This is a genomic window from Hydrogenophaga sp. (assembly GCF_026125825.1).
GTDB lineage: Bacteria > Pseudomonadota > Gammaproteobacteria > Burkholderiales > Burkholderiaceae_C > Hydrogenophaga.
The window spans coordinates 1-20,890 of the sequence record NZ_JAHCKK010000038.1 but is presented as its reverse complement, the minus strand read 5'-3'; the positions used below and the strand labels follow the sequence as shown (position 1 = coordinate 20,890).

Here is a 20,890-nt window from a genome sequence, read left to right as displayed (position 1 = left end):
CGCTACAATCGCCCCACCACAAAGGGGACGACGTGAAATACCTGATGTGGCTGCTCAATGCAGCCATTTTTTTTGTGCTGTTCGCCTTCGCGCTCAACAACCAGGACAGCGTGACGCTGCACCTGTTCTTCGGCACCAGCTGGCAGGCCCCGCTGGTGCTGGTGATCCTGGTGGCCCTGGTGATCGGCGTGTTCCTCGGCGTGGCCGTGATGCTGCCGCTGTGGCTGCGCGCCCGTCGCACCCGCCGCCAGCACGGCTCGGCCTCGGCGCAGCACAGCACCGCCTTTGACGGCGACACTTCCCTGCTCCCTCCCGATCCGATCGACCGCCGGCATGGACTTTGATTTCACCTGGCTCCTCTGGGGCCTGCCGCTGGCCTTTGCGCTGGGCTGGGCCGCGTCGCGCTTCGACCTGCGCCAATGGCGCATGGAAGGCCGCCAGGCACCCAAGGCCTACTTCCGCGGCCTCAACCACCTGCTCAACGAACAGCAGGACCAGGCCATCGACGCCTTCATCGAAGCGGTACAGGGTGACCCGGACACGGCCGAGCTGCACTTCGCCCTGGGCAACCTCTTCCGCCGCCGCGGCGACTACGACCGCGCCGTGCGGGTCCATGAGCATCTGCTCTCGCGCGCCGACATCGACCGCAAGGACCGCGACCGCGCGCAGCACGCACTGGCGCTCGACTTCCTCAAGGCCGGCCTGCTGGACCGGGCCGAGGCGGCCCTGCACAAGCTCGAAGGCTCCGCCTTTGAAGGCGAGGCCCTGCTGGCGCTGCTGGGCATCTACGAGCGCTCGCGCGACTGGCCCCAGGCCAAGCGAATCGCCCAGCGCCTCGAAGACGCCGAACAGGGCAGCTTCGCCACCCGCCTGGCGCACTACCTGTGCGAAGAAGCCGAACTCGCCCAGCGCGGTGGCGATGCCGCCAAGGCCCTGCAGTTGCTCAACGAGGCCGTGCAGCGCGCCCCGCACCTGGCGCGCGGCTGGATGGCGCTGTCGGCCCTGAAGGCGCACACCGGCGACACCCCGGGCGCGTTCGACGCCCTGGTGCGCATGAACCAGCATGCCCCGCAAAGCCTGCCGCTGGCCGCCCTCACCCTGGCCGATCTGGCCCGGCAGACCGGCCGCGAGGCCGAGGCCATGAAGCTGCTGCAGGCCAGCCATGAGCGCGCGCCGGCCATCGACGTCACCGAAGCCCTGGCCAGCCTGAGCAGCGGAGCCGAAACGGAGCGCAGCCACTACCTCAGCCACCTGGAGCGCGAGCCCTCGCTGGTCATCACCACCCGGTGGATGGCAGGCGAGACGCTTTCGAGCCCCACCGCCAAGGCCAGCGTCCAAAAGGCGCTGGAGCATGCGAGTGCACCACTGCGGCGCTACCGCTGCGCAGCCTGCGGCTTCGAGGCGCGCCAGCACTTCTGGCAATGCCCGGGCTGCCAGGCCTGGGACAGCTACCCGGCCCGTCGCGTCGAAGAGCTGTAAACAGCTCCCCCCGCGCCTCGCCTGCGGCGCGTCACCCCCCAGGGGGCAACACCTGCGGCCTGGCAGAGCCGGTTCCGCGGTGTTCTGGAAAAGGCGCTTCGCGCGCTACGCCTTTCCATACCCACCACCGCCGGGGGTGTGAATCTCGAAGACATCGCCTGCCTGCATCTCGGCCTGACCGATGTGGGCCAGGTCTTCCACACGGCCGTCTGCCCGCACCACGCGATTGATGCCCAACTGGCCCGGCTCGCCGCCGGCCATGCCGAAGGCCGGGTGCACGCGGCCGTTGGACAGGATGCTCGCCGTCATGGGCTCCAGGAAGCGCACGCGGCGCACACCGCCGTTGCCGCCATGCCAGCGCCCGGCGCCGCCTGAGCCGGCCCGGATCTCGTAGCTCTCCAGGCGCACCGGGAAGCGGAACTCCAGCACCTCGGGGTCGGTCAGGCGCGAATTGGTCATGTGGGTCTGCACCACGCTCGTGCCATCGAAACCATCGCCCGCGCCACTGCCCCCCGAAATCGTCTCGTAGTACTGGTGCGACGCGTTGCCGAAGGTAAAGTTGTTCATCGTGCATTGGCTCGCCGCCATCACACCCAGCGCGCCGTACAGCGCGTTGGTGATGCAGCTGGAAGTCTCCACATTGCCCGCCACCACCGACGCCGGTGGGTTCGGGTTGAGCATGGAGCCCGGTGGAATGATGACCTTCAGGGGCTTGAGGCAACCCGCGTTGAGCGGAATGTCGTCGTCCACCAGCGAGCGGAACACATAGAGCACGGCCGCCATGCACACCGCCGTGGGCGCATTGAAATTGTTGAGCTGCTGGGGCGAAGTGCCGGTGAAGTCGATCTCGGCGCTGCGCTCGGCCGCGTTCACCCGCACGCTCACCTGGATCTGCGCGCCGTTGTCCAGCGGCAGGGTGTAGCGGCCGTCCTTCAGGCGCGTGATCACACGGCGCACCGACTCTTCCGCGTTGTCCTGCACATGCCGCATGTAGGCCTGCACCACATCCAGGCCGAACTGCTCGACCATCTTGCGCAGCTCCTGTACGCCCTTTTCATTGGCAGCGATCTGCGCCTTGAGGTCGGCCATGTTCTGCTGCGGATTGCGCGAAGGGTACTCCCCACTCTGCAGCAAGGCCACCATCTCGGCCTCGCGCAGCACGCCACGGTCCACCAGCTTCACATTGTTGATCTGCACGCCCTCTTCCTCGATGCGCGTGGAGAACGGCGGCATCGAACCCGGCGTGGTGCCGCCGATGTCGGCGTGATGGCCGCGCGACCCCACATAAAACGTGGGCTGGCTGCCCAGGTAGACCGGTGTGATCACGGTGACGTCGGGCAGGTGCGTGCCGCCGTGGTAAGGGTCGTTGAGCACGTACACATCGCCCGGCTGCATGCGACCGGCGTTTTTGCGGATCACCGTCTTGATGCTCTCGCCCATGGAGCCCAGGTGCACCGGCATGTGCGGCGCGTTGGCGATCAGATTCCCCTCGGCATCGAACAGCGCACAGGAGAAGTCCAGCCGCTCCTTGATGTTCACCGAGTACGCGGTGTTCTGCAGTTGCAGGCCCATCTGTTCGGCGATGTTCATGAACAGGTTGTTGAACACCTCCAGCAGCACCGGGTCCACCGTGGTGCCCACCGCGTAGCTCGCCGTGCGCGGCACGCGGCGGTCCAGCACCAGGTGGTCCAGTGCCGTGAGCACCGCCTCCCAGCCGGGCTCCACCACCGTGGTCGCGTTCTTCTCCGCAATGATCGCGGGCCCGGGAATCACGTCGCCCGGGCGCAGGTCGTCGCGCACCACCAGCGCGGTGTCCAGCCACTGGCCGCCCGAGTACATGCGCACGGTCTCGCGCCGCGGCACATCGCGCGGCCCGTGTGTCGCCAGGCGCGGTTCGTGCGGCGCATCGCCCGCGACCACGGCCTCCACCGAGACCGCCTCCACCACGAGGCGCTTGCCCTGCATGAGGAAGGCAAAGCGCTGGCGGTAGGCGGCCTCGAACCCGGCTTCGATCGCCGCGATGTCGCCAAAAGGCACCACCAGCGCCGAGTCGCTGCCCTCGTAGCGCACATGCACCCGACGGTGCACCGTGGATTCGCCCGCGTTCACCTGCTGGCGCTGCAGCTCGACCCGGGCGGCGGTGGCCAGGGCCTCGAGCGTGTCCTCGATCGCGGGCAGCGACGCCGCCACCAGCGGCAACTCCACCGCCTGCTCGCGGATCACGTTCTGATCGGCCAGCCCCATGCCGTACGCGCTGAGCACCCCCGCCAGCGGATGCACGAAAACGCGCGTCATGCCCAGCGCGTCCGCTACCAGGCAGGCATGCTGACCTCCCGCGCCGCCGAAACACTGCAGGGTGTAGCGCGTCACGTCGTAGCCGCGCGCCACGGAAATCTTCTTGATCGCGTTGGCCATTTGCTGCACCGCGATCTGAATGAAACCCTCGGCCACCTCCTCGGCGGGCCGCCCCGTCTGGGCGGCCAGCTCGGCAAACTTTGCCTGCACCGCATCCAGGCTCAGGGCCTCGTCGGCCCTGGGGCCGAACACCTTGGGAAAGTGCGCTGGCTGGATCTTGCCCGTCATCACGTTCGCGTCCGTCACCGCCAGCGGGCCGCCGCGCCGGTAGCTCGCCGGGCCAGGGTTCGCGCCCGCGCTCTGCGGGCCGACGCGAAAGCGCGACCCGTCGAACGCCAGGATGGAGCCGCCTCCGGCCGCCACCGTGTGGATGCTCATCATCGGGGCGCGCATGCGCACCCCCGCCACCTGGGTCTCGAACTCGCGCTCGAACTCACCCGCGTAGTGAGACACGTCGGTGGACGTGCCCCCCATGTCGAACCCGATCACCTTGCCGTGACCCGCCAACCCCGCCGTGCGCGCCATGCCCACGATGCCGCCGGCCGGCCCGGAGAGGATGGCGTCCTTGCCCTGGAAGGCATGCGCATCCGTCAGGCCGCCCGAGGACTGCATGAAGAACAGCTTCACGCCCGGCATCTCCGCGGCCACCTGCTCCACGTAGCGGCGCAAGATGGGCGAGAGGTACGCGTCCACCACCGTGGTATCGCCCCGGCTCACGAACTTCATCATCGGGCTGGTCCCGTGCGAACTGCTCACCTGCGTGAAACCCGCTTCGCGCGCCAGCCGCTGCGCGGCTTTTTCGTGCGCGGTGAACCGGTAGCCGTGCATGAACACGATGGCCACGCTGCGCAGGCCGCGCGCGTGAGCCGCTTGCAGATCGGCGCGCAGCCCGGCCTCGTCCAGCGGCTGCAGCACCTCGCCGTGCGCGGCCATGCGCTCCTGTGCCTCGATCACCTCGGCGTAGAGCAGCTCGGGCAGCACGATGCGGCGGTCGAACAAGCGCGGACGGTTCTGGTACGCAATGCGAAGCGCATCGCGGAAACCGCGCGTGGTCACCAGCAGCGTCGGCTCGCCCTTGCGCTCGAGCAGCGCGTTCGTTGCCACCGTGGTGCCCATCTTCACGCATTCGACCTGCGCCGGCGTCACCGGTTCGCCCGCCTTGAGCCCCAGCAGGTGCCGGATGCCGGCCACCGCCGCGTCGCGGTACTGCTCCGGGTTTTCCGAAAGCAGCTTGTGCGTGGTCAGGGTGCCGTCGGGCCGCTTGGCCACGATGTCGGTGAAGGTGCCGCCCCGGTCGATCCAGAACTGCCAGCGTGCATCAGCGGAAGAAGACATGCTTGAATCTCCAAAATCGGAAAAGCGCAGACACGGTATCAAGGGGAGCTGCGAAAACGGCTTCGCCGGGCCGCGGGCACCGCGCCCTTGAGGCGGTGACTCACAGTGACGCAGCGCTGCGCGCGGCCTGGTCGTAGATGCCGGAGAGCACGCGCAGCAGGCGCGCGAGCTGGCCGATGTCGTGGTTGAGCGCGTCGTCCGCCTTGAGCGCATCGATCAGGCAGGTTTCGCGAATCTCCCGGTAGCGCGTGACATAGCCCTTGCCCGCTTCCGTCGGCGCATAAGTCACCTCCTTGCCGTTCTTGCTCGACTCCACCATGCCCAGACTCTGCAGCTTCTTGAGCGAGTAGTTCACGAGGTGCGTGTCCTCCACATTCATGATGAAGGCGATGTCGGCCAGGCGCTTGTCGCGCGCGCGGTGGGAAACATGGTGCAGCACCAGCACGTCCAGCGCCGTGAGGTCCTTGAGCCCGGCGGCGCTCATGCAGTGCACCACCCAGCGGTGGAACGCATTGCCGGCCACGATCAGGCCGAACTCGAACTCGCTCATCTCCGCGCTGTGCGGCGACACCAGGTGCGCAGAAGAGACGATGGGAGAAGCCGGCGGGGTTGGCTTGGCACTTGCTTTGGAACGGGCCATGGCGGGGAAGTCTGCGTCGTTTCGGTGCGCGAGAGTTTAGGCTTTATGTTGACAATTTGCCAACAATTTATTGACATTCAGGGAAAGTACCGATCACACTTCGTCCACTCGCCGATAGAGTCCTCCGAGCCGCCCAGCGCAGCCCGATCCCTGTCCCTCACCCACCTGGAGCCCTCAACATGAAACGTCGCCTGTTCAGCCTTTCCGTGGCCGCTGCCACCGTGGCCCTGAGCCTTCCCGCGCTTGCCCAGACCAAGTGGGACCTGCCGGCGGCCTATCCCGCCACCAACTTCCACACCGTCAACCTCACCGCCTTCGCCAACGACGTGGACAAAGCCACTGGCGGCAAACTCAAGATCACGGTGCACGCGGGCGCCTCGCTGTTCAAGGCGCCGGAGATCAAGCGCGCGGTGCAGGGCGGCCAGGCGCAGATCGGCGAAATTCTCCTGGCGGCCTATCAGAACGAGTGGCAGATGTTTGGCGCCGACGGGCTGCCCTTCCTGGCCACCAGCTACGCCGACGCCATGAAGCTGTACAAGGCACAGAAGCCCATCCTCGAAAAGAAGCTCGCCGAGCAAGGCATGACCCTGCTCTACACCGTGGCCTGGCCGCCGCAGGGCATCTACAGCAAGAAGCCCGTGACCAGCGCCGCCGACCTCAAGGGCAGCAAGTGGCGCGCCTACAGCCCGGCCACCTCGCGCATTGCCGAGCTGGTCGGCGCGCAGCCCGTGACCGTGCAGGCCGCCGAACTCTCCCAGGCGCTGGCCACCGGCGTGGTCGAGTCCAACATGACCTCTGGTGCCACCGGCGTGGACAGCAAGCTCTACGAACACCTGAAGTACTACTACGACGTGCAGGCCTGGCTGCCCAAGAACGCCATCATCGTGAACAAGCGCGCCTTCGACGCGCTGGACAAGCCGACGCAGGACGCCGTGCTCAAGGCCGGCGCCGAGGCCGAAGCGCGCGGCTGGGCCGCCTCGCAAAAGGTCAACGCCGACACCCTGGCCATCCTCAAAGCCAACGGCATGGCGGTGGAAGCGCCTTCGGCCGCATTGAAGGCCGACATGCAGAAGGTCGGCGAGACCATGGTCAAGGAATGGCTGGAGAAGGCCGGCCCGGAAGGCCAGGCCATGCTCGACGCCTACCGCAAGTAAGACCCTCGCGACACTGCCCGGCCCCGCCGGGCAGTGTTTTTTTGTCCGATCCTTTCCCCATCCGCCGATGCGAAAACTCCTGGATGCCCTCTACACCGGGTCGGCCTGGCTGGCCGCGCTGTTCATGATCGGCGTGCTCGTCATGGTGCTCCTGTCCATGCTGGGCCGCATGTTCAACTTCTACATCCCGGGCACCGATGCCTACGCCGGCTATGCCATGGCGGGCGCGGGGTTCCTGGCCCTGGCCCACACGCTCAAAAGCGGTGAACACATCCGCGTCACGCTGATCATCGGCAAACTCACAGGCGGCATGCGGCGCGGCCTGGAGCTGTGGTCACTCTCGGTCGCGGTGCTGCTCAGCGGCCTGCTGGCGGTCTATGCCTGGCGACTGGCCTGGCAGTCGCACGCCTTTCACGACATCTCCACCGCCAGCGATGCCACGCCCCTGTGGATGCCGCAGATCCTCATGGGCCTGGGCACCACCGTGCTGCTGATCGCCTTCCTCGACGAATGGGTGCTGGAGCTCCGTCGCGAACGCTCGCGCGACAGCGTGGAGACACGCCATGAATGAAGTCATCGTCACCACCTTGCTGATCGTCGCCCTGTTCGCCCTGCTCGGCAGCGGCGTCTGGATCGGGCTCACCCTCGCCGGCGTGGCCTGGATCGGCATGGAGCTGTTCTCCTCGCGCCCGGCGGGCGACGCCATGTCCATCACCATCTGGGGCTCGGCCAGCAGCTGGACGCTGACCGCCCTGCCCCTGTTTGTGTGGATGGGCGAAATCCTCTTTCGCACCAAGCTCTCCGAAAGCATGTTCCGCGGGCTGGCCCCCTGGGTCAATGCGCTGCCCGGGCGCCTGCTGCACACCAACATCCTGGGCAGCACCATCTTCGCGGCGGTCTCCGGTTCGTCCGCGGCCACCTGCGCCACCATCGGCAAGATGAGCATCCCCGAGCTCACCAAACGCGGCTACCCGCCCGAGAAAATCGTCGGGTCGCTGGGTGGGGCCAGCACGCTGGGCCTGCTGATCCCGCCGTCGATCATCATGATCGTCTACGGCGTGGCCGCCGAGGTCTCGATCGCCAAACTGTTCGTGGCCGGCGTGTTGCCCGGCCTGATGCTCGCGGCGCTGTTCAGCGGCCACCTGATGATCTGGGCCCTGCTCCACCCCGATCAGGTGCCTCGCAGCGATGGGCGCATGAGCTTGCGGCAAAAGCTCGGCGAGTCCCGCCACCTGATCCCCGTGATCCTGCTCATCGGTGGCGTGATCGGCACCATCTACACCGGCATCGCCACCGCCACCGAAGCCGCCGCCGTGGGCGTGGTGGGCTCGCTCATCCTCTCCGCCGCACAAGGCTCGCTGAACTGGGTCACCTTCCGCGATTCGCTGCTGGGGGCCACGCGCCTCTACTGCATGATCGCGCTCATCCTTTCGGGGGCCGCCTTCCTCACCCTGTCCATGGGCTACATCGGCCTGCCGCGCCACCTCGCCGAGTTCGTCACCAGCCTGAACCTCTCACCGGGCGTGCTGCTGCTCGCGCTGGCCGTGTTCTACATCGTGCTCGGCTGCTTCCTCGACGGCATCTCCATGATCGTGCTCACCATGGGCGTCATCTTGCCCACGGTCACCGCCGCCGGCATCGACCTCATCTGGTTCGGCATCTTCGTCGTCATCGTGGTCGAGATGGCGCAGATCACGCCACCAGTGGGATTCAACCTCTTCGTGCTGCAAGGCATGACCAAGCGCGAAATCACCTGGATCGCCAAAGTCTGCATGCCCTACTTCTTCATCATGGTGCTGGCCCTCCTGCTGCTGTGGTGGTTCCCTCAAATCGTGAGCTGGCTGCCCTCCCGCATGTAACAGAAAGCCATCCTCTAAGATATGCAGGCCCTGCACCCGCCCCGGGTGCAGGGCTTGTTTTTTTGAAGGTATTCCCCGTGTTCAAGAATGTGACGATCTACCGCATCGCGCCCGGCTGGGACGCGACGCTGGAAGAGATGGAAACCGCGCTCGACGCGGCGCGCTTCGTGCCCTGCGGCGCCACGCAGGACAAAGCCGTCGGCTGGGTCGAGCCGCGCGGCGAAGCCCATGGCCCGCTGGTCGAATCGGTGGCCGGCCAGCGCATCCTGAAACTGCAGATCGAGACCAAGGGCGTGCCCGGCTCGGTGGTCAGGAAGAAAGCCCAGGAAGAAGCCGACCACATCGAAGCCACCACCGGACGCAAACCCGGCAAGAAGGAAACCAAGGCCCTGCGGGAAGACGCGCTCCTGGCCCTGCTGCCCCAGGCCTTCGCGCGCCAGATGACCGTGTGGGTCTGGATCGATCTCAAGAACGGCTGGCTCGTCACCGACGCCAGCAGCCAGGGCAAGCTCGACGAAGTCGTCACCGCCCTTGTGCGCGCCTTCGACGGCCTGGCCGTCACCCTGCTGCAGACCGCCGTGACACCGCAGACCGCCATGACGCAATGGCTCTCGGCCACCACGCCCGACGAATGGCCCGGTGGCTTCGCCGTGGAGCGCGAGTGCGAGCTCAAGTCCGGCGACGAGGAGAAATCGGTGGTGAAATTCACGCGCCACAACCTCGCCACCGACGAGGTGCGCAAGCACATCACCGAAGGCAAGCTGCCCACCCGCCTGGCCATGAGCTGGGAAGGCCGCATCGGCTTCACCCTCACCGAATCGCTGCAGGTCAAGAAGATCAACTTCCTCGAAGGCGTGTTCGATGGCCGGCCCGACGAGGGCGAGAACGGCTTCGATGCCGACGTGGCCCTGTCCACCGGCGAGCTGCAGAAGCTCATCCCCGAACTCATCGAAGCCCTGGGCGGCGAGATGGCCTTCGGCGCTGCCGCCGACAGCGAGCCCGTGCCAGCGGCACCCGCCGCCCGCGAAGCCGTCACCGCCGACGCGGACGACGAAGGCCCACCCTTCTGACCGACCCTCGCTGAAGCGCGCCCGGCATGCACAGCGTCATCGCCATCTCCCTCGGTGCCGTGCTCGGCGCGCTGGCACGCTGGCGCCTGAGCCTGTGGCTCAACCAGGGCGCCGCCATCCTGCCCTGGGGCACGCTGGCGGCCAACTGGATCGGCGCCTACATCGTCGGCGTGGCCGTGGTGTTCTTCCAGAGCCAGACGCAGATCGACCCGGTCTGGCGCCTCGCGGTCATCACCGGTTTTCTCGGTGCGCTGACCACCTTCTCCACCTTCTCCGCCGAAGTCATCGCCATGCTGCAGCACGGCCGCTTCGCGCTCGCCGTCGGCACGGCCGGCCTGCATCTGCTGGGATCGTTGCTGCTCACCGCCCTGGGCATGCGCAGCGCCGCAATCTGGTTCACGCCGACCTGAACTCGCTGCGGTACAGCCCCGGCGTCATGGCCGTGTGCCGCTTGAACTGCCGGGTGAAGTGGGCCTGGTCCGCGAAGCCACACACATAGCCCACCTGGGCCGTGGGCATCGAGTCGGCCGCCAGCAGCCGGGCCGCGCCGGCCAGGCGCGCGCCGGCCAGCAATCGCGTGAAACTCAGGCCCTGCTCCGCCAGCCGGCGCTGCAGCGTGCGCGGCGACCAAGCCACCTCCTGCGCCAGCGTGCCCACCGTCCAGCCCCGCCCGGGGTCGGCCGCGAGCCGGCCCTGCAGGTGGGCGACCCAGCCCTGAGGCGTCGCCTGCCCAGGCCCGCTCACCGCGCGCTCGGGCCGGGCTTGCCAGCGCAGCTCCCAGCTCGACACATCGCTCGGCCAGACTTGCGCACACCACACGCCCTGGTCGCGGCTCCAGGCAGTCTGACCGAGGGGCCGGGCCTGCACACCCGGGGTCCGCAGGTGCTCGCACAGCGCCACCAGAAAACCGAACACCAGCAGGTCCTCGGCCGGCGTGGGCGGACGCAGGGGGTCCAGCGACACGTGCCGCAGCCGCAGCAGCCCGGGCCCGTGCTGGCTCACGCGCACACGGTGGCGCGAATGCACGAAGCGCTCCAGCCGCTGCCAGCGCTGCAGCAGGTCGGGCGGGTCGCGCGCGAGCGACAGCGCCAGCCGCAAGGGCTCGTCGTCCATGCCGTGCACCGCCTCGCCCAGCCGCACGATCGCGTCCGGCCCATGGGCCTGCCACAACCGCGCCAGCCAGGCGCGCTTGTCCGCCAGCGGCACATGCGCACCGCGCGCAGCGCGCGGCCCGTCGGCCGCCAGGCCCTGCCGCTGCAGACCGGCGCGCACCACGCGCAGCATGGCTTCGGAAGCAAAGTCGTTCATGAGGTCGTCGCCTGGGCCAACAGGCGGGTGTCGATCGGAAACCGCTGGATGCGAACGCCGGTGGCCTCGCGCACCGCATTGGCAATCGCCGCCGCCGTGGCCACGATGGCCGTCTCGCCCGCCCCGCCCGGCGCCCCACCCGCCGCCACCAGCACCACCTCCAGCGGCGGCACCTGGTCCAGCGATGGTATCGGCGCTTCGGCAAAGCTGCCCGGGCCGATGCGCGAATCCGCCACCACCAGGCGGTCGCTCAGCGCCATGCCCAGCCCCCAGACCAGGTTGCCCTCGCACTGCGCGCGCACCTGGTCGGGGTTGATCAACGTGCCGCAGTCGTGCGCACAGACCAGCCGCACCACACGCAGCCCGCCGCGCGCGTCCACCTCCACCTCGGCCACCACCGCCACATAGCTCACCTGCTTGTAGATGCCACAGGCCACGCCACGCCCGCTCCGCACGCCGGCCGCCGCAGGGGGCAACGCGCCCGCCTGCGCGTGCGCCGCGCCCAGCACACCGGCCAGCCGGGGGTCTTCGACATGCCGCAAGCGAAACGCCAGCGGGTCCGCGCCCGCGCGGCGCGCGCACTCGTCGATGGCCGACTCCATCGCCAGCCCATTCGGCCCCGCGCCCAGGCCGCGCCACGGCCCGGTGAACACCGGCAGGCGGTTCAGCCCGAACTCGGCGCGCTTGCGCGCGCACCGGTAGGGCAGCTGCGCGCCGCGGGCCACGCCGGCATCGGCCACGAAATCGGTCAGGCGCTGCATCCAGGCCGGCAGGCCCGCGTTGGTGAACAGGATGTGGCTGCTGCCGAACGCATGCCACCACTGGTCCAGCTGGCCGTCTCGCAGGCGCGCGCGGATGCGGTGGCTCGACGGCGGGCGGTGGAAGCCCTGGCGGAACTCCTGCGCGCGCGTCCACTGCAGCTTCACCGGCTGCCCCACCGCCTGCGCCAGCACCGCGGCCTCCAGCTCCACCGTGCAGAGCGTCTTGCCGCCAAAGGCCCCGCCCACCCGGCAGCCATGCACGCGCACCCGCTCTTCGTCCAGCCCCAGGCGCTGGCAGACCACGTCGCGCTGGTAGTACACGTCCTGCGAACCCACCCAGAGATCCAAATCACCCCGCGCATCGAAGGCCGCCACCGCCGCGCGCGGCTGGATCGGCGCGTGCGCCGCCAGCGGGATGTCGATGCGCAGGTCCACATCCCACGGGCCCTGCTCGTCGATGGCGTCCTCGTGCACGCGGTGAGCGAATCCACCCCCGGCGAGGTGGCGATCCACGTCCACCAACCGGTCGACCTCGGCCTGTCCGAAGCTGCCCTGCGAAAGCCAGCGCGCCTCGAGCGCAGCCTCCACGCGCTCCAGCGCCCCGGGCGTGCGCGCGACGATGCCGATGCCCTCGCTCAAGCCTTGTTGCAGGCGCTCGTCGCGCACCAAGGCCACGAAGCCCCGCACCGCGCGCGCCGCGGCTTCGTTCATCGCGCTCAGCGTGGAGGCGCGCTCGGCCGACACCGGGGCGCGCAGCACGCGGCCAAACAGCATGCCCGGCAGACGCACGTCCGCCACATAGACCGGCGCGCCCGTCACGATGGCCGGCCCCTGCGCGATCGGCGCGGCGCGGCCCACGTGGCGCCCCCCCGGCTGGAATGCGCGCAGCTCGGCCATGGGCCGGGGCTCGGCCCTGCGCACACCCTCGGTGTGGCCGGCCGCGAGTGCCTCGCGCAGGCTGGCACAGGCCTGGGCCAGCGGCAGGGCGAAGTCCTTCACCGACTCGCTGCCCACCGTGGCGCGCACGCGCGCCATCTCGCCGGTGTGCGGCAGGCGCAGCGTGAGCTCGTCCCACCCGATGCCCAGCTCCTCGCACGCCACCTGCTTGAGCGCGGTGGCGATGTTCTGGCCCATTTCCACGCGCGGCAGCAGCAACTCGTAGCGGCCCTCGCGGTGGCGCACCCAGCCCAGGGCGTCTTCGTACCCGGCGCCCGGCCGCTTCGGAATCACCGGCAAGGCACACCCGGCGAAAAAGGCCACGCTCAACACGCCGCCGGCCTGCAGGAACGCGCGCCGCTTCACGGGCGCCCCCGCTGCAGCGCCACCGCGCGCTGCACCCCTGCGCGGATGCGCTGGTGCGTGCCGCAACGGCACAGGTTGCCCGCCAGCGCCTCGTCCACCCGCGCCGGGCTCGGGGCAGGGTCCTGGCGCAGCAGGGCCACGGTGGCCATGATCTGTCCCGCCTGGCAGTAGCCGCACTGCGGCACGCGCTCGTCCAGCCACGCCTGCTGCACCGGGTGCAGGCGACCGTCCGGGCCTGCCAGCCCCTCGATGGTCTCCACGGCCTGTTGCTGCACCGCGCTCACCGGCAGCAGGCAGCTGCGCTGCGCCTGACCGTCAAGCAGCACCGTGCAGGCGCCGCACTGGCCCATGCCGCAGCCGAACTTGGCCCCCACCAGGCCGAGGTGTTCGCGCAGCACGGCAAGCAGGGTCTCGTCCTGCCAGTCGGGGGGAATATCGAACCGCTGGCGGTTCACGAGGATGTACATGGCGAGGCTCCGCAGAGGGGGGATGGCGCACTGTCTCAGCCGCCGCACCGCCCGTCTTGAAGATTCGCGCCAAGCCACCCGACCTCGGGCTGTGCCCGACCGCTTCGCGCTCAAGCCCCTTGCATTGCCCGCCCTGGCGATCTACACCCTCGCCTCCATCGCCGGCTGGCGCAGAGCGCGCCGTTCAGGCCATCTGGCGCGAGCCCCGCTGCGCGTGAGACAGGCGCTGGTCCAGCGGCGTGTCGTCGGGCTGCTCCAGCGCCATGCGGGAGAGGCCTTGCTGCCTCTGCGCCGTCCCGAGGCGGCCTTGGCTGCCGGCATGGGTTTTCTTGCGCAGGGCGGTGGGCGGGTTTGGCGAGGTGGGCATGCGTGTCTCCCGGATGCGGTGTTCAAGGGGTGGCCCGAAGGGCAAAGAAGCCATCGGGCGCTGTCCCACACAGCATGGCAAATGGCGTACCCGGCGCATCCGGAACAACTTGCGGCAAGTCCAGCCGAAATCGACGCCCTCCATCGGTGCAAGCGCCTCTTTTGCGGCACGGGCACCGGGCTTGCCCCTGCAAGCTCCCGCCTTCTCCACGGAGCAACCACCATGGCATCGACACCCCGAAACCCCGGCCGCCAAGGCCCAGCGCCCCAACAGGGCGATTCGCACGACCCGGCCGCGCAACCGGAACAAGGCCAGCCCCGTGGCGCACCCGCCAACCCACCGCGCCGAGACCCCACCGGTCGCCCGCAACGCCCCATCGCGGACGTGGACCGCCCAGTGCGCGGTGGCGATGCTTAACACCGACGACCGAAAACGGTAAGGTGGCGGGCGCCTCTTGCCCAACGCCCAAGGAGACCCGGAATGATCCCCAAGAACACGATCTGCCTCTGGTTCGACCGCGACGCCCTCGACGCCGCCACCTTCTACGCCAACACCTTTCCCGACAGCGCCCTGGGCGCCGTGCACCGCGCGCCGGGCGACTACCCCGCCGGCAAGGAGGGCGACGTGCTCACGGTGGAGTTCACCGTGGCCGGCATTCCCTGCATCGGGCTCAACGGCGGCCCGGTCTTCCAGCACGACGAGGCCTTCTCGTTCCAGATCGCCACCGACGATCAGGAAGAGACCGACCGCCTGTGGAACGCCATCGTGGGCAACGGCGGCCAGGAGAGCGAATGCGGCTGGTGCAAGGACCGCTGGGGACTGTCGTGGCAGATCACCCCGCGCACGCTCACCGAGGCCTTCACCGGCCCCGACCGCGCGGCGGCCAAGCGCGCCTTCGACGCGATGATGACCATGAAGAAGATCGACGTCGCCGCCATCGACGCGGCGCGGCGCGGCTGAACCTTCACCCTCAACCCACCCGGTAGCGCGCCAGCACCGCCGCTGCCTGCTGCGCCAGGCGCTCGCGCAGCGCGGGGGGTGAAAGCACCTCGATCTCGTCGCCGAAGGCGAGCAACTGCCGCGCCCCCTGCTCCACCGACTCCACGCGAAGCGTGACCTCGTCGTCCATCGCGTCGCCAACAGGCACGCGCGCGTTCGCCAGCCACTTCAAGCCTCGCGGCGTCACGCGCGCCCGCACCTCCAACGAACGCAGCTCCGATTCGAAGCGCGCGGCAGACGCGCGCCAGGTCTGCGCGAGGTCGAATGCCTTGGGCCGCCGAAAGGCCGCACCGGGCTTGAGCTCCAGCAGACTCGCGAGCCGGTAGGTGCGCACACCGTCGCCCTTGGGCGGCGCAGCCTCCACCGCGCGCGCCACCAGGTACCAGGCGCCTGCCTTGAGCACCAGGCCCAAAGGCTCCAGCACCCGCCAGGCTTTGCCGCGCCAGCTTTCGTAGCGCACCTCGATGCGGCGCGCGCGCCAGACCGCGTCGGCCACCTCGCGCAGGAACTTCGGTGCGTCCTGCGCGCGGTACCAGTCCACCGGGTCGATGTGCAGGCGCTGGCCCACGCGGTCGGCCTGCTCGCGCCATTCGCCCGGCAGGCTGGCCACCATCTTCAGCCGCGCCGAGGCCGCCGCCGCGCCCAGGCCCAGCTCCGTGGCCGGCCCCGGCAGGCCCGCGAGCAGCAGCGCCTGGGCTTCGGGCTCGGTCATGCCGGTGAGCTGGGTGCTCCATCCCTGCCGCAACTGGAAGCCGCCCTGGCGCCCGCGCTCGCCCCACAGCGGCACACCGGCGGCCGAGAGCTGGTCGATGTCGCGCAACACGGTGCGTTCGGACACCTCCAGCGCCTGCGCCAGCGCACCGGCCGTCAGGCGGCCGCGCGCCTGCAGCAGCATGAGGATGGAGAGCAACCGGCTCGCTTGCATGGGAAGGATTTAAACATGACACACCGTGTCATGTTATGGGGCGGATCATCGCCGCACCGTCTTTACAAGGAGCCTTCCCATGACCGAATCCCCCCTCGTCGAGCTGCGCCGCTACGCCCTGCACCCGGGCCGGCGCGAGTCGCTCATCGAACTGTTCGACCGCGAGTTCGTCGAAACCCAGGAAGCCCAGGGCCTGCGCGTGATCGGCCAGTTCCGCGATCTGGATGACGCCGACCGCTTCGTGTGGCTGCGCGGCTTTGCCGACATGGCGCGCCGCGCGCAGGGCCTGGCCGCGTTCTACGGCGGCCCGGTGTGGCAGGCGCACCGCGACGCGGCCAACGCGACCATGATCGATTCGGACAACGTGTTCTTGCTGCGCCCGGCCTGGCCCGGCGCGGGCATCGACGGCGACACCTCGCCGCGCGCCCAGCCCGGCACCACCGACACACCGCCCGGCCTGCTGGACGCGGCCGTGTTCCCGCTGCACGCACCGGCGGGCAGCGACCTGCTGGCGCTGTGCCGGGAGGTGCTCTCGCCAGTGCTGCGCCAGGGTGGCGCGCGCCGCATCGGCTGGTACGTGACCCAGGACAGCCCCAACAATTACCCGCGCCTGCCGGTGCGCGAAGGCGAGCCGGTGCTGGTGGGCTTGGCGCTGTTCGACAGCCCCGCCGCCTTCGACGCCTTTGCGCGCGGCGGCACCTGGGCGCGCGACGCCCTGCCCCCGCTCGCCCCCTGGCTGGCAGGCCCCGCCCAGAGCCACCGCCTCACCCCCACCGCCCGCTCCGCTTTGCACGCCTGAAGGAACCACCCCATGCACACCAGCGCACACGACTTCGACTTCCTCCACGGCCATTGGCGCGTGGAGCACCGCCGCCTGCGCGAGCGCCTCAACGGCTGCACCGACTGGGAGCGCTTCGAGGGCACCTGCACCGCCTGGCCCATGCTGGGCGGCCAGGGCAATGTGGACGACAACCTGCTGCACCTGCCCGGCGGCAGCTACCGCGCGGCCACACTGCGCAGCCACCACCCGCACACCGGCCGCTGGTCCATCTGGTGGCTCGACGGCCGCCAGCCCCATCACCTCGACGTCCCGGTGGTGGGCCACTTCGAGCGGGGCGTGGGCACCTTCTTCGCCGAAGACGTGCTGGACGGTCGCCCCATCCGCGTGCGCTTTCGCTCGACCGAGACGCAGACGGCCTCGCCGCTGTGGGAACAGGCCTTCTCGGCCGACGCCGGCCGCCACTGGGAGCCCAACTGGACGATGCGCTTTCACCGCGCCAAGGGCTGAGGCCAGGGTGCGCTGGCGAACAGACGCGCGCGCGGGTGGCCCCGACATTGGGAAACCCCAGCCACACCACCGCACCATGACCCCGATCCGAAAAGGACAGGCGCCCGCCCCCCTGGACCGCGCGGCATTCAGCCAGCGATTTCGCACCAGCTTCTTCGATCCCGCCTTCCGCGCCGAGGACGCCAGCATCGAGCGGCTGGAGGCAATCGCCTGGGCAGCCTACCAGGAGGGCCGCAAAGCGCCCGTGACGCAGAAGGCCGGGCCCGGCTACGCCGATCCGGATTACGAGCTGTCGTCCGAGTGGGTCGCCACCAAGGCGCGCCTGGACGCCGCTCAGGCCCGCTGGTCCGAGCCGGGCACGCCATCGCGGGTGCTGCTGGTGTGCGGCTCGGCGCGCAACGACGGCACCTGCCCCGGCGAAATCTCCAAAAGCCACCGGCTCGCGCAGATCGCGCGCGAAGCCCTCGAACAGCAACGCATGCAGGTCGACGTGCTGGACCTGAGCCTGCTCACCTCGGAATACGCGCTGCACATCCACCCCTGCAAGGGCTGCGTGTCCACCGCCATGCCGCTGTGCCACTGGCCTTGCAGCTGCTACCCCAACCACGCGCTGAACCAGACGCACGACTGGATGGCCGAGATCTACGAACGCTGGGTGTCGGCGCACGCCGTGCTGCTGGTCACCCCCGTCTACTGGTACCAGAGCCCCAGCCCGCTCAAGCTCATGATCGACCGCCTGGTCTGCGCCGACGGCGGCAACCCCGACCCGACCTCCACCGGCGGCAAGAAGCCCGAGAAGGCCAAGGCGCTCGAAATGGCGGGCTGGGACTACCCGCAGCACCTCGCCGGCCGGGCCTACGGCGTCATCGTGCATGGCGACGTGGCCGGCATCGAAGGCGCGCGCCGCTCGCTGTGCGACTGGCTGGACTGGATGGGCCTGATCGACGCCGGCCCGCAGGCTCGCCTGGACCGCTTCATCGGCTACTACGAGCCCTACGCCACCAGCCACGACACGCTGGACGACGACCTGGCCGTGCAGGAAGAAACCCGCAACGTGGCCTGGGCAGTCAGCAAAGCCGTGGTGGAACTGCGCTGCGGGCGGCTGCAGGCGGTGCAGCCCCGGCTCTCGCGGCCCCGGCCCAAGTAGCCGCGCCCGCGTGCGCCACCGCGCCGAGCCGCCCCCCGGTCTGAACGGCGGGCGCGCAGGCCCCTGGCCGCGCGTCTCAATTTGAGAATGATTGGCGGCGGCCGGGGGATTTCAGGGTTAACCCGCAAATCAGCGCCCGGGCCGCGTGCTCAACTTGTTGTTGCCCCATCCACACAACAAGGAGACACGCATGCAGGTTCAACTCACGGTCAACGGCAAACCCGTGACCATCGACGCGCCGCCCCACACGCTGTTGGTCCAGGCGATCCGCGAACACCTCCGGCTCACCGGCACCCACGTGGGTTGCGACACCGCCCAGTGCGGCGCCTGCACGGTCCTGCTCGACGGGCGCGCGGTCAAGTCCTGCAACATGCTGCTGCCCCAGGCCGCGGGCTGCGAGGTCACCACCATCGAAGGCCTGGCCGCCGCCGACGGCACCATGCACCCGATGCAAGCCGCCTTCAAGGAATGCCACGGCCTGCAGTGCGGCTTCTGCACGCCCGGCATGGTGATGAGCTCGGTGAGCCTGTGCAAGTCCAACCCGGGCGCCAGCAGCACCGAGATCCGCGAACTGCTCGAAGGCAACCTGTGCCGCTGCACCGGTTACCAGAACATCGTCAAGGCCGTGCAGCAAGGCGCTGCGGCCATGAAGTGACCCACCCCCGCCGCGCCTCGCGCGACCCCTTCAAGGGGGCGGCGCCAGCGGCCTGGCAAAGCCAGTGCCACGGCGCCCCTCGATCGAAACTTCACTGGAGCCATTGACATGGGTGCTTCCGACTTCTCCAAACTCCCGCACATCGGCGAATCGCTGCTGCGCAAGGAGGACTACCGCTTCCTCACCGGCGCTGGCCAGTACACCGACGACATCGTGCTGCCCAACATGCACCACGCGGTGTTCGTGCGCTCGCCGCACGCGCACGCCAACATCCGCAAGATCGACAAGACCGCCGCGCTCAAGGCGCCCGGCGTGATCGGCATCCTCGACGGCAACGACGTCGCGGCCGACAAAATCGCCGGCCTGCCCTGCGGCTGGCTCATCACCGACACCGCCGGCCAGCCCATGAAGGAGCCGCCCCACCCCATCCTGGCCTTTGGCAAGGTGCGCTACGTGGGCGACCACGTCGCCATGGTGGTGGCCGACACGCTGGAGAACGCCCGCAACGCCGCCGAACTGGTCGACGTGGACTACGAGCCGCTGGCCGCCGTGGTGGACGTGCGCGACGCCATGAAGGCCGGCGCGCCCGCGCTGCACGAAGCCGCTGCCGACAACCACTGCTACAAGTGGGCCATCGGCGACAAGGGCCAGGTGGACGCCGCATTCAGCAGCGCCGCCCACGTCACCAAGATCGACCTCGTCAACAACCGCCTCGCGCCCAACCCGATGGAGCCGCGCGCGGCCATCGCCAGCTACAACCGCGCCGGCGACGACTACACGCTCTACGTCGCCAACCAGAACCCGCACGTCGAGCGGCTGCTGATGACGGCCTTCGTGCTCGGCCTGCCCGAGCACAAGGTGCGCGTGATCGCCCCCGACGTGGGCGGAGGCTTCGGCGCCAAGATCTTCCTGTACGCCGAAGACGTGTGCCTGACCTGGGCCTCCAAGAAACTCAACTGCGCGATCAAGTGGACCTGCGACCGCTCGGAAGCCTTCCTGAGCGACGCGCACGGCCGCGACCACGTGACGCACGCCGAGATGGCGCTGGACAAGGACGGCCATTTCCTGGCCTTCCGCGTGCACACCGACGCCAACCTCGGTGCCTACCTCTCCACCTTCTCCACCGCCGTGCCCACCATCCTGTACGCCACGCTGCTCGCGGGCCAGTACAAGACGCCGCAGGTCTATGTGGAAGTGGACGCCTGGTTCACCAACACCTCCCCCGTGGACGCCTACCGGGGCGCCGGCCGGCCCGAGGCCACCTACCTGCTCGAGCGCATCGTCAGCCGCGCCGCGTGGGAGACCGGCCTGTCGCAGGACGAGATCCGCCGCCGCAACTTCATCACCGAGTTCCCCTACCAGACCCCGGTGGCGCTGCAATACGACACCGGCGACTTCCCCGCCTGCATGGCCAAGGCCAACGAGCTGGCCGAGATGGCCAGCTTCGAGCAGCGCAAAGCCGAATCCAAGGCCAAGGGCCTGCTGCGCGGCGTGGGCTACAGCAGCTACATCGAAGCCTGCGGCCTGGCGCCGTCCAACGTGGCGGGCGCGCTCGGTGCGCGCGCCGGCCTCTTCGAATGCGGCGAAGTGCGCGTGCACCCCACGGGCAGCGTGACGGTGTTCACCGGCTCGCACAGCCACGGCCAGGGCCACGAGACCACCTTCGCCCAGGTGGTGGCCGCGCGTCTGGGGCTGGACCCGAGCCAGGTCGACGTGGTGCACGGCGACACCGGCCGCGTGCCCTTCGGCATGGGCACCTACGGCAGCCGCTCGCTCAGC

General features: G+C 69.4%; 20 protein-coding genes. 13 read left to right on the top strand and 7 right to left on the bottom strand.

Annotated features, from left to right (window positions below; genetic code table 11):
* Positions 1-32: 32 nt before the first annotated feature.
* Complete coding sequence (locus KIT86_RS13615) at positions 33-344, top strand: lipopolysaccharide assembly LapA domain-containing protein (RefSeq protein WP_297399221.1); 312 nt, start codon at positions 33-35, stop codon at positions 342-344.
* Positions 334-1,479, top strand: coding sequence for a lipopolysaccharide assembly protein LapB (lapB, locus tag KIT86_RS13610; RefSeq protein ID WP_297399219.1), 1,146 nt, complete (start codon positions 334-336; stop codon positions 1,477-1,479). Before KIT86_RS13615 ends, lapB begins: the two co-directional genes overlap by 11 nt.
* A 105-nt stretch (positions 1,480-1,584) precedes the next feature.
* On the opposite strand, the gene KIT86_RS13605 is transcribed toward lapB, so the two are convergent.
* Together KIT86_RS13605 and KIT86_RS13600 are read right to left on the bottom strand one after the other, a co-directional pair.
* Entirely contained in the window at positions 1,585-5,169 is a 3,585-nt protein-coding gene (locus KIT86_RS13605) for a hydantoinase B/oxoprolinase family protein (RefSeq protein ID WP_297399216.1), read from the bottom strand.
* A gap of 100 nt (positions 5,170-5,269) precedes the next feature.
* Positions 5,270-5,809 (bottom strand): winged helix DNA-binding protein, encoded by a 540-nt coding sequence (locus KIT86_RS13600; protein ID WP_297399214.1) that lies wholly within the window; start codon positions 5,807-5,809, stop codon positions 5,270-5,272.
* A gap of 179 nt (positions 5,810-5,988) precedes the next feature.
* Here KIT86_RS13600 and KIT86_RS13595 point away from each other — a divergent pair, with 179 nt between their 5' ends.
* The 5 genes from KIT86_RS13595 to crcB all read left to right on the top strand — a co-directional run bounded on the left by KIT86_RS13595 (position 5,989) and on the right by crcB (position 10,302).
* Positions 5,989-6,963, top strand: a complete 975-nt coding sequence (locus tag KIT86_RS13595) for a TRAP transporter substrate-binding protein (RefSeq protein WP_297399212.1) — start codon at positions 5,989-5,991, stop codon at positions 6,961-6,963.
* 67 nt (positions 6,964-7,030) lie between these two features.
* Positions 7,031-7,534, top strand: coding sequence for a TRAP transporter small permease (locus tag KIT86_RS13590; protein WP_297399210.1), 504 nt, complete (start codon positions 7,031-7,033; stop codon positions 7,532-7,534).
* A complete protein-coding gene (locus KIT86_RS13585) occupies positions 7,527-8,822 on the top strand; it encodes a TRAP transporter large permease subunit (protein ID WP_297399208.1) in 1,296 nt (431 codons plus the stop codon). Before KIT86_RS13590 ends, KIT86_RS13585 begins: the two co-directional genes overlap by 8 nt.
* Positions 8,823-8,899: 77 nt before the next feature.
* Positions 8,900-9,892 carry a recombination-associated protein RdgC gene (locus KIT86_RS13580; RefSeq protein ID WP_297399206.1) on the top strand — a complete coding sequence of 331 codons (993 nt, stop codon included), beginning with the start codon at positions 8,900-8,902 and terminating at the stop codon, positions 9,890-9,892.
* A gap of 26 nt (positions 9,893-9,918) precedes the next feature.
* On the top strand, positions 9,919-10,302 hold the full coding sequence (gene crcB / locus KIT86_RS13575; protein WP_297399204.1) for a fluoride efflux transporter CrcB: 384 nt from the start codon (positions 9,919-9,921) through the stop codon (positions 10,300-10,302).
* On the opposite strand, the gene KIT86_RS13570 is transcribed toward crcB, so the two are convergent.
* The 4 genes from KIT86_RS13570 to KIT86_RS13555 form a co-directional block, all read right to left on the bottom strand.
* Positions 10,289-11,200, bottom strand: coding sequence for a helix-turn-helix domain-containing protein (locus KIT86_RS13570; protein ID WP_297399202.1), 912 nt, complete (start codon positions 11,198-11,200; stop codon positions 10,289-10,291). The genes crcB and KIT86_RS13570 overlap by 14 nt on opposite strands.
* On the bottom strand, positions 11,197-13,263 hold the full coding sequence (locus KIT86_RS13565) for a molybdopterin cofactor-binding domain-containing protein (protein WP_297399200.1): 2,067 nt from the start codon (positions 13,261-13,263) through the stop codon (positions 11,197-11,199). Before KIT86_RS13565 ends, KIT86_RS13570 begins: the two co-directional genes overlap by 4 nt.
* Positions 13,260-13,730: a (2Fe-2S)-binding protein gene (locus KIT86_RS13560; protein ID WP_297399198.1), complete on the bottom strand. Its 471-nt coding sequence runs from the start codon at positions 13,728-13,730 to the stop codon at positions 13,260-13,262. Before KIT86_RS13560 ends, KIT86_RS13565 begins: the two co-directional genes overlap by 4 nt.
* Positions 13,731-13,914: 184 nt before the next feature.
* Positions 13,915-14,097 (bottom strand): hypothetical protein, encoded by a 183-nt coding sequence (locus KIT86_RS13555; protein ID WP_297399196.1) that lies wholly within the window; start codon positions 14,095-14,097, stop codon positions 13,915-13,917.
* A gap of 480 nt (positions 14,098-14,577) precedes the next feature.
* Here KIT86_RS13555 and KIT86_RS13550 point away from each other — a divergent pair, with 480 nt between their 5' ends.
* The gene (locus tag KIT86_RS13550; RefSeq protein ID WP_297399194.1) at positions 14,578-15,057 is read left to right on the top strand and encodes a VOC family protein; all 480 of its coding nucleotides are present in this window, start codon (positions 14,578-14,580) and stop codon (positions 15,055-15,057) included.
* 10 nt (positions 15,058-15,067) lie between these two features.
* On the opposite strand, the gene KIT86_RS13545 is transcribed toward KIT86_RS13550, so the two are convergent.
* Entirely contained in the window at positions 15,068-16,021 is a 954-nt protein-coding gene (locus KIT86_RS13545) for a YafY family protein (RefSeq protein ID WP_297399192.1), read from the bottom strand.
* A 79-nt stretch (positions 16,022-16,100) separates the two neighbouring features.
* On the opposite strand from KIT86_RS13545, the gene KIT86_RS13540 reads away from it, so the two are divergent.
* The 5 genes from KIT86_RS13540 to KIT86_RS13520 form a co-directional block, all read left to right on the top strand.
* Positions 16,101-16,820: an NIPSNAP family protein gene (locus KIT86_RS13540; RefSeq protein ID WP_297399190.1), complete on the top strand. Its 720-nt coding sequence runs from the start codon at positions 16,101-16,103 to the stop codon at positions 16,818-16,820.
* Between the two features lie 12 nt (positions 16,821-16,832).
* The gene (locus KIT86_RS13535) at positions 16,833-17,309 is read left to right on the top strand and encodes a DUF1579 domain-containing protein (protein WP_297399188.1); all 477 of its coding nucleotides are present in this window, start codon (positions 16,833-16,835) and stop codon (positions 17,307-17,309) included.
* A gap of 76 nt (positions 17,310-17,385) precedes the next feature.
* Complete coding sequence (locus KIT86_RS13530) at positions 17,386-18,456, top strand: flavodoxin family protein (protein ID WP_297399186.1); 1,071 nt, start codon at positions 17,386-17,388, stop codon at positions 18,454-18,456.
* 190 nt (positions 18,457-18,646) lie between these two features.
* On the top strand, positions 18,647-19,111 hold the full coding sequence (locus tag KIT86_RS13525) for a (2Fe-2S)-binding protein (RefSeq protein ID WP_297399184.1): 465 nt from the start codon (positions 18,647-18,649) through the stop codon (positions 19,109-19,111).
* Positions 19,112-19,219: 108 nt separating this feature from the next.
* Positions 19,220-20,890 (top strand): xanthine dehydrogenase family protein molybdopterin-binding subunit (locus KIT86_RS13520; RefSeq protein WP_297399182.1); only part of this gene is annotated, 1,671 nt, incomplete at its 3' end.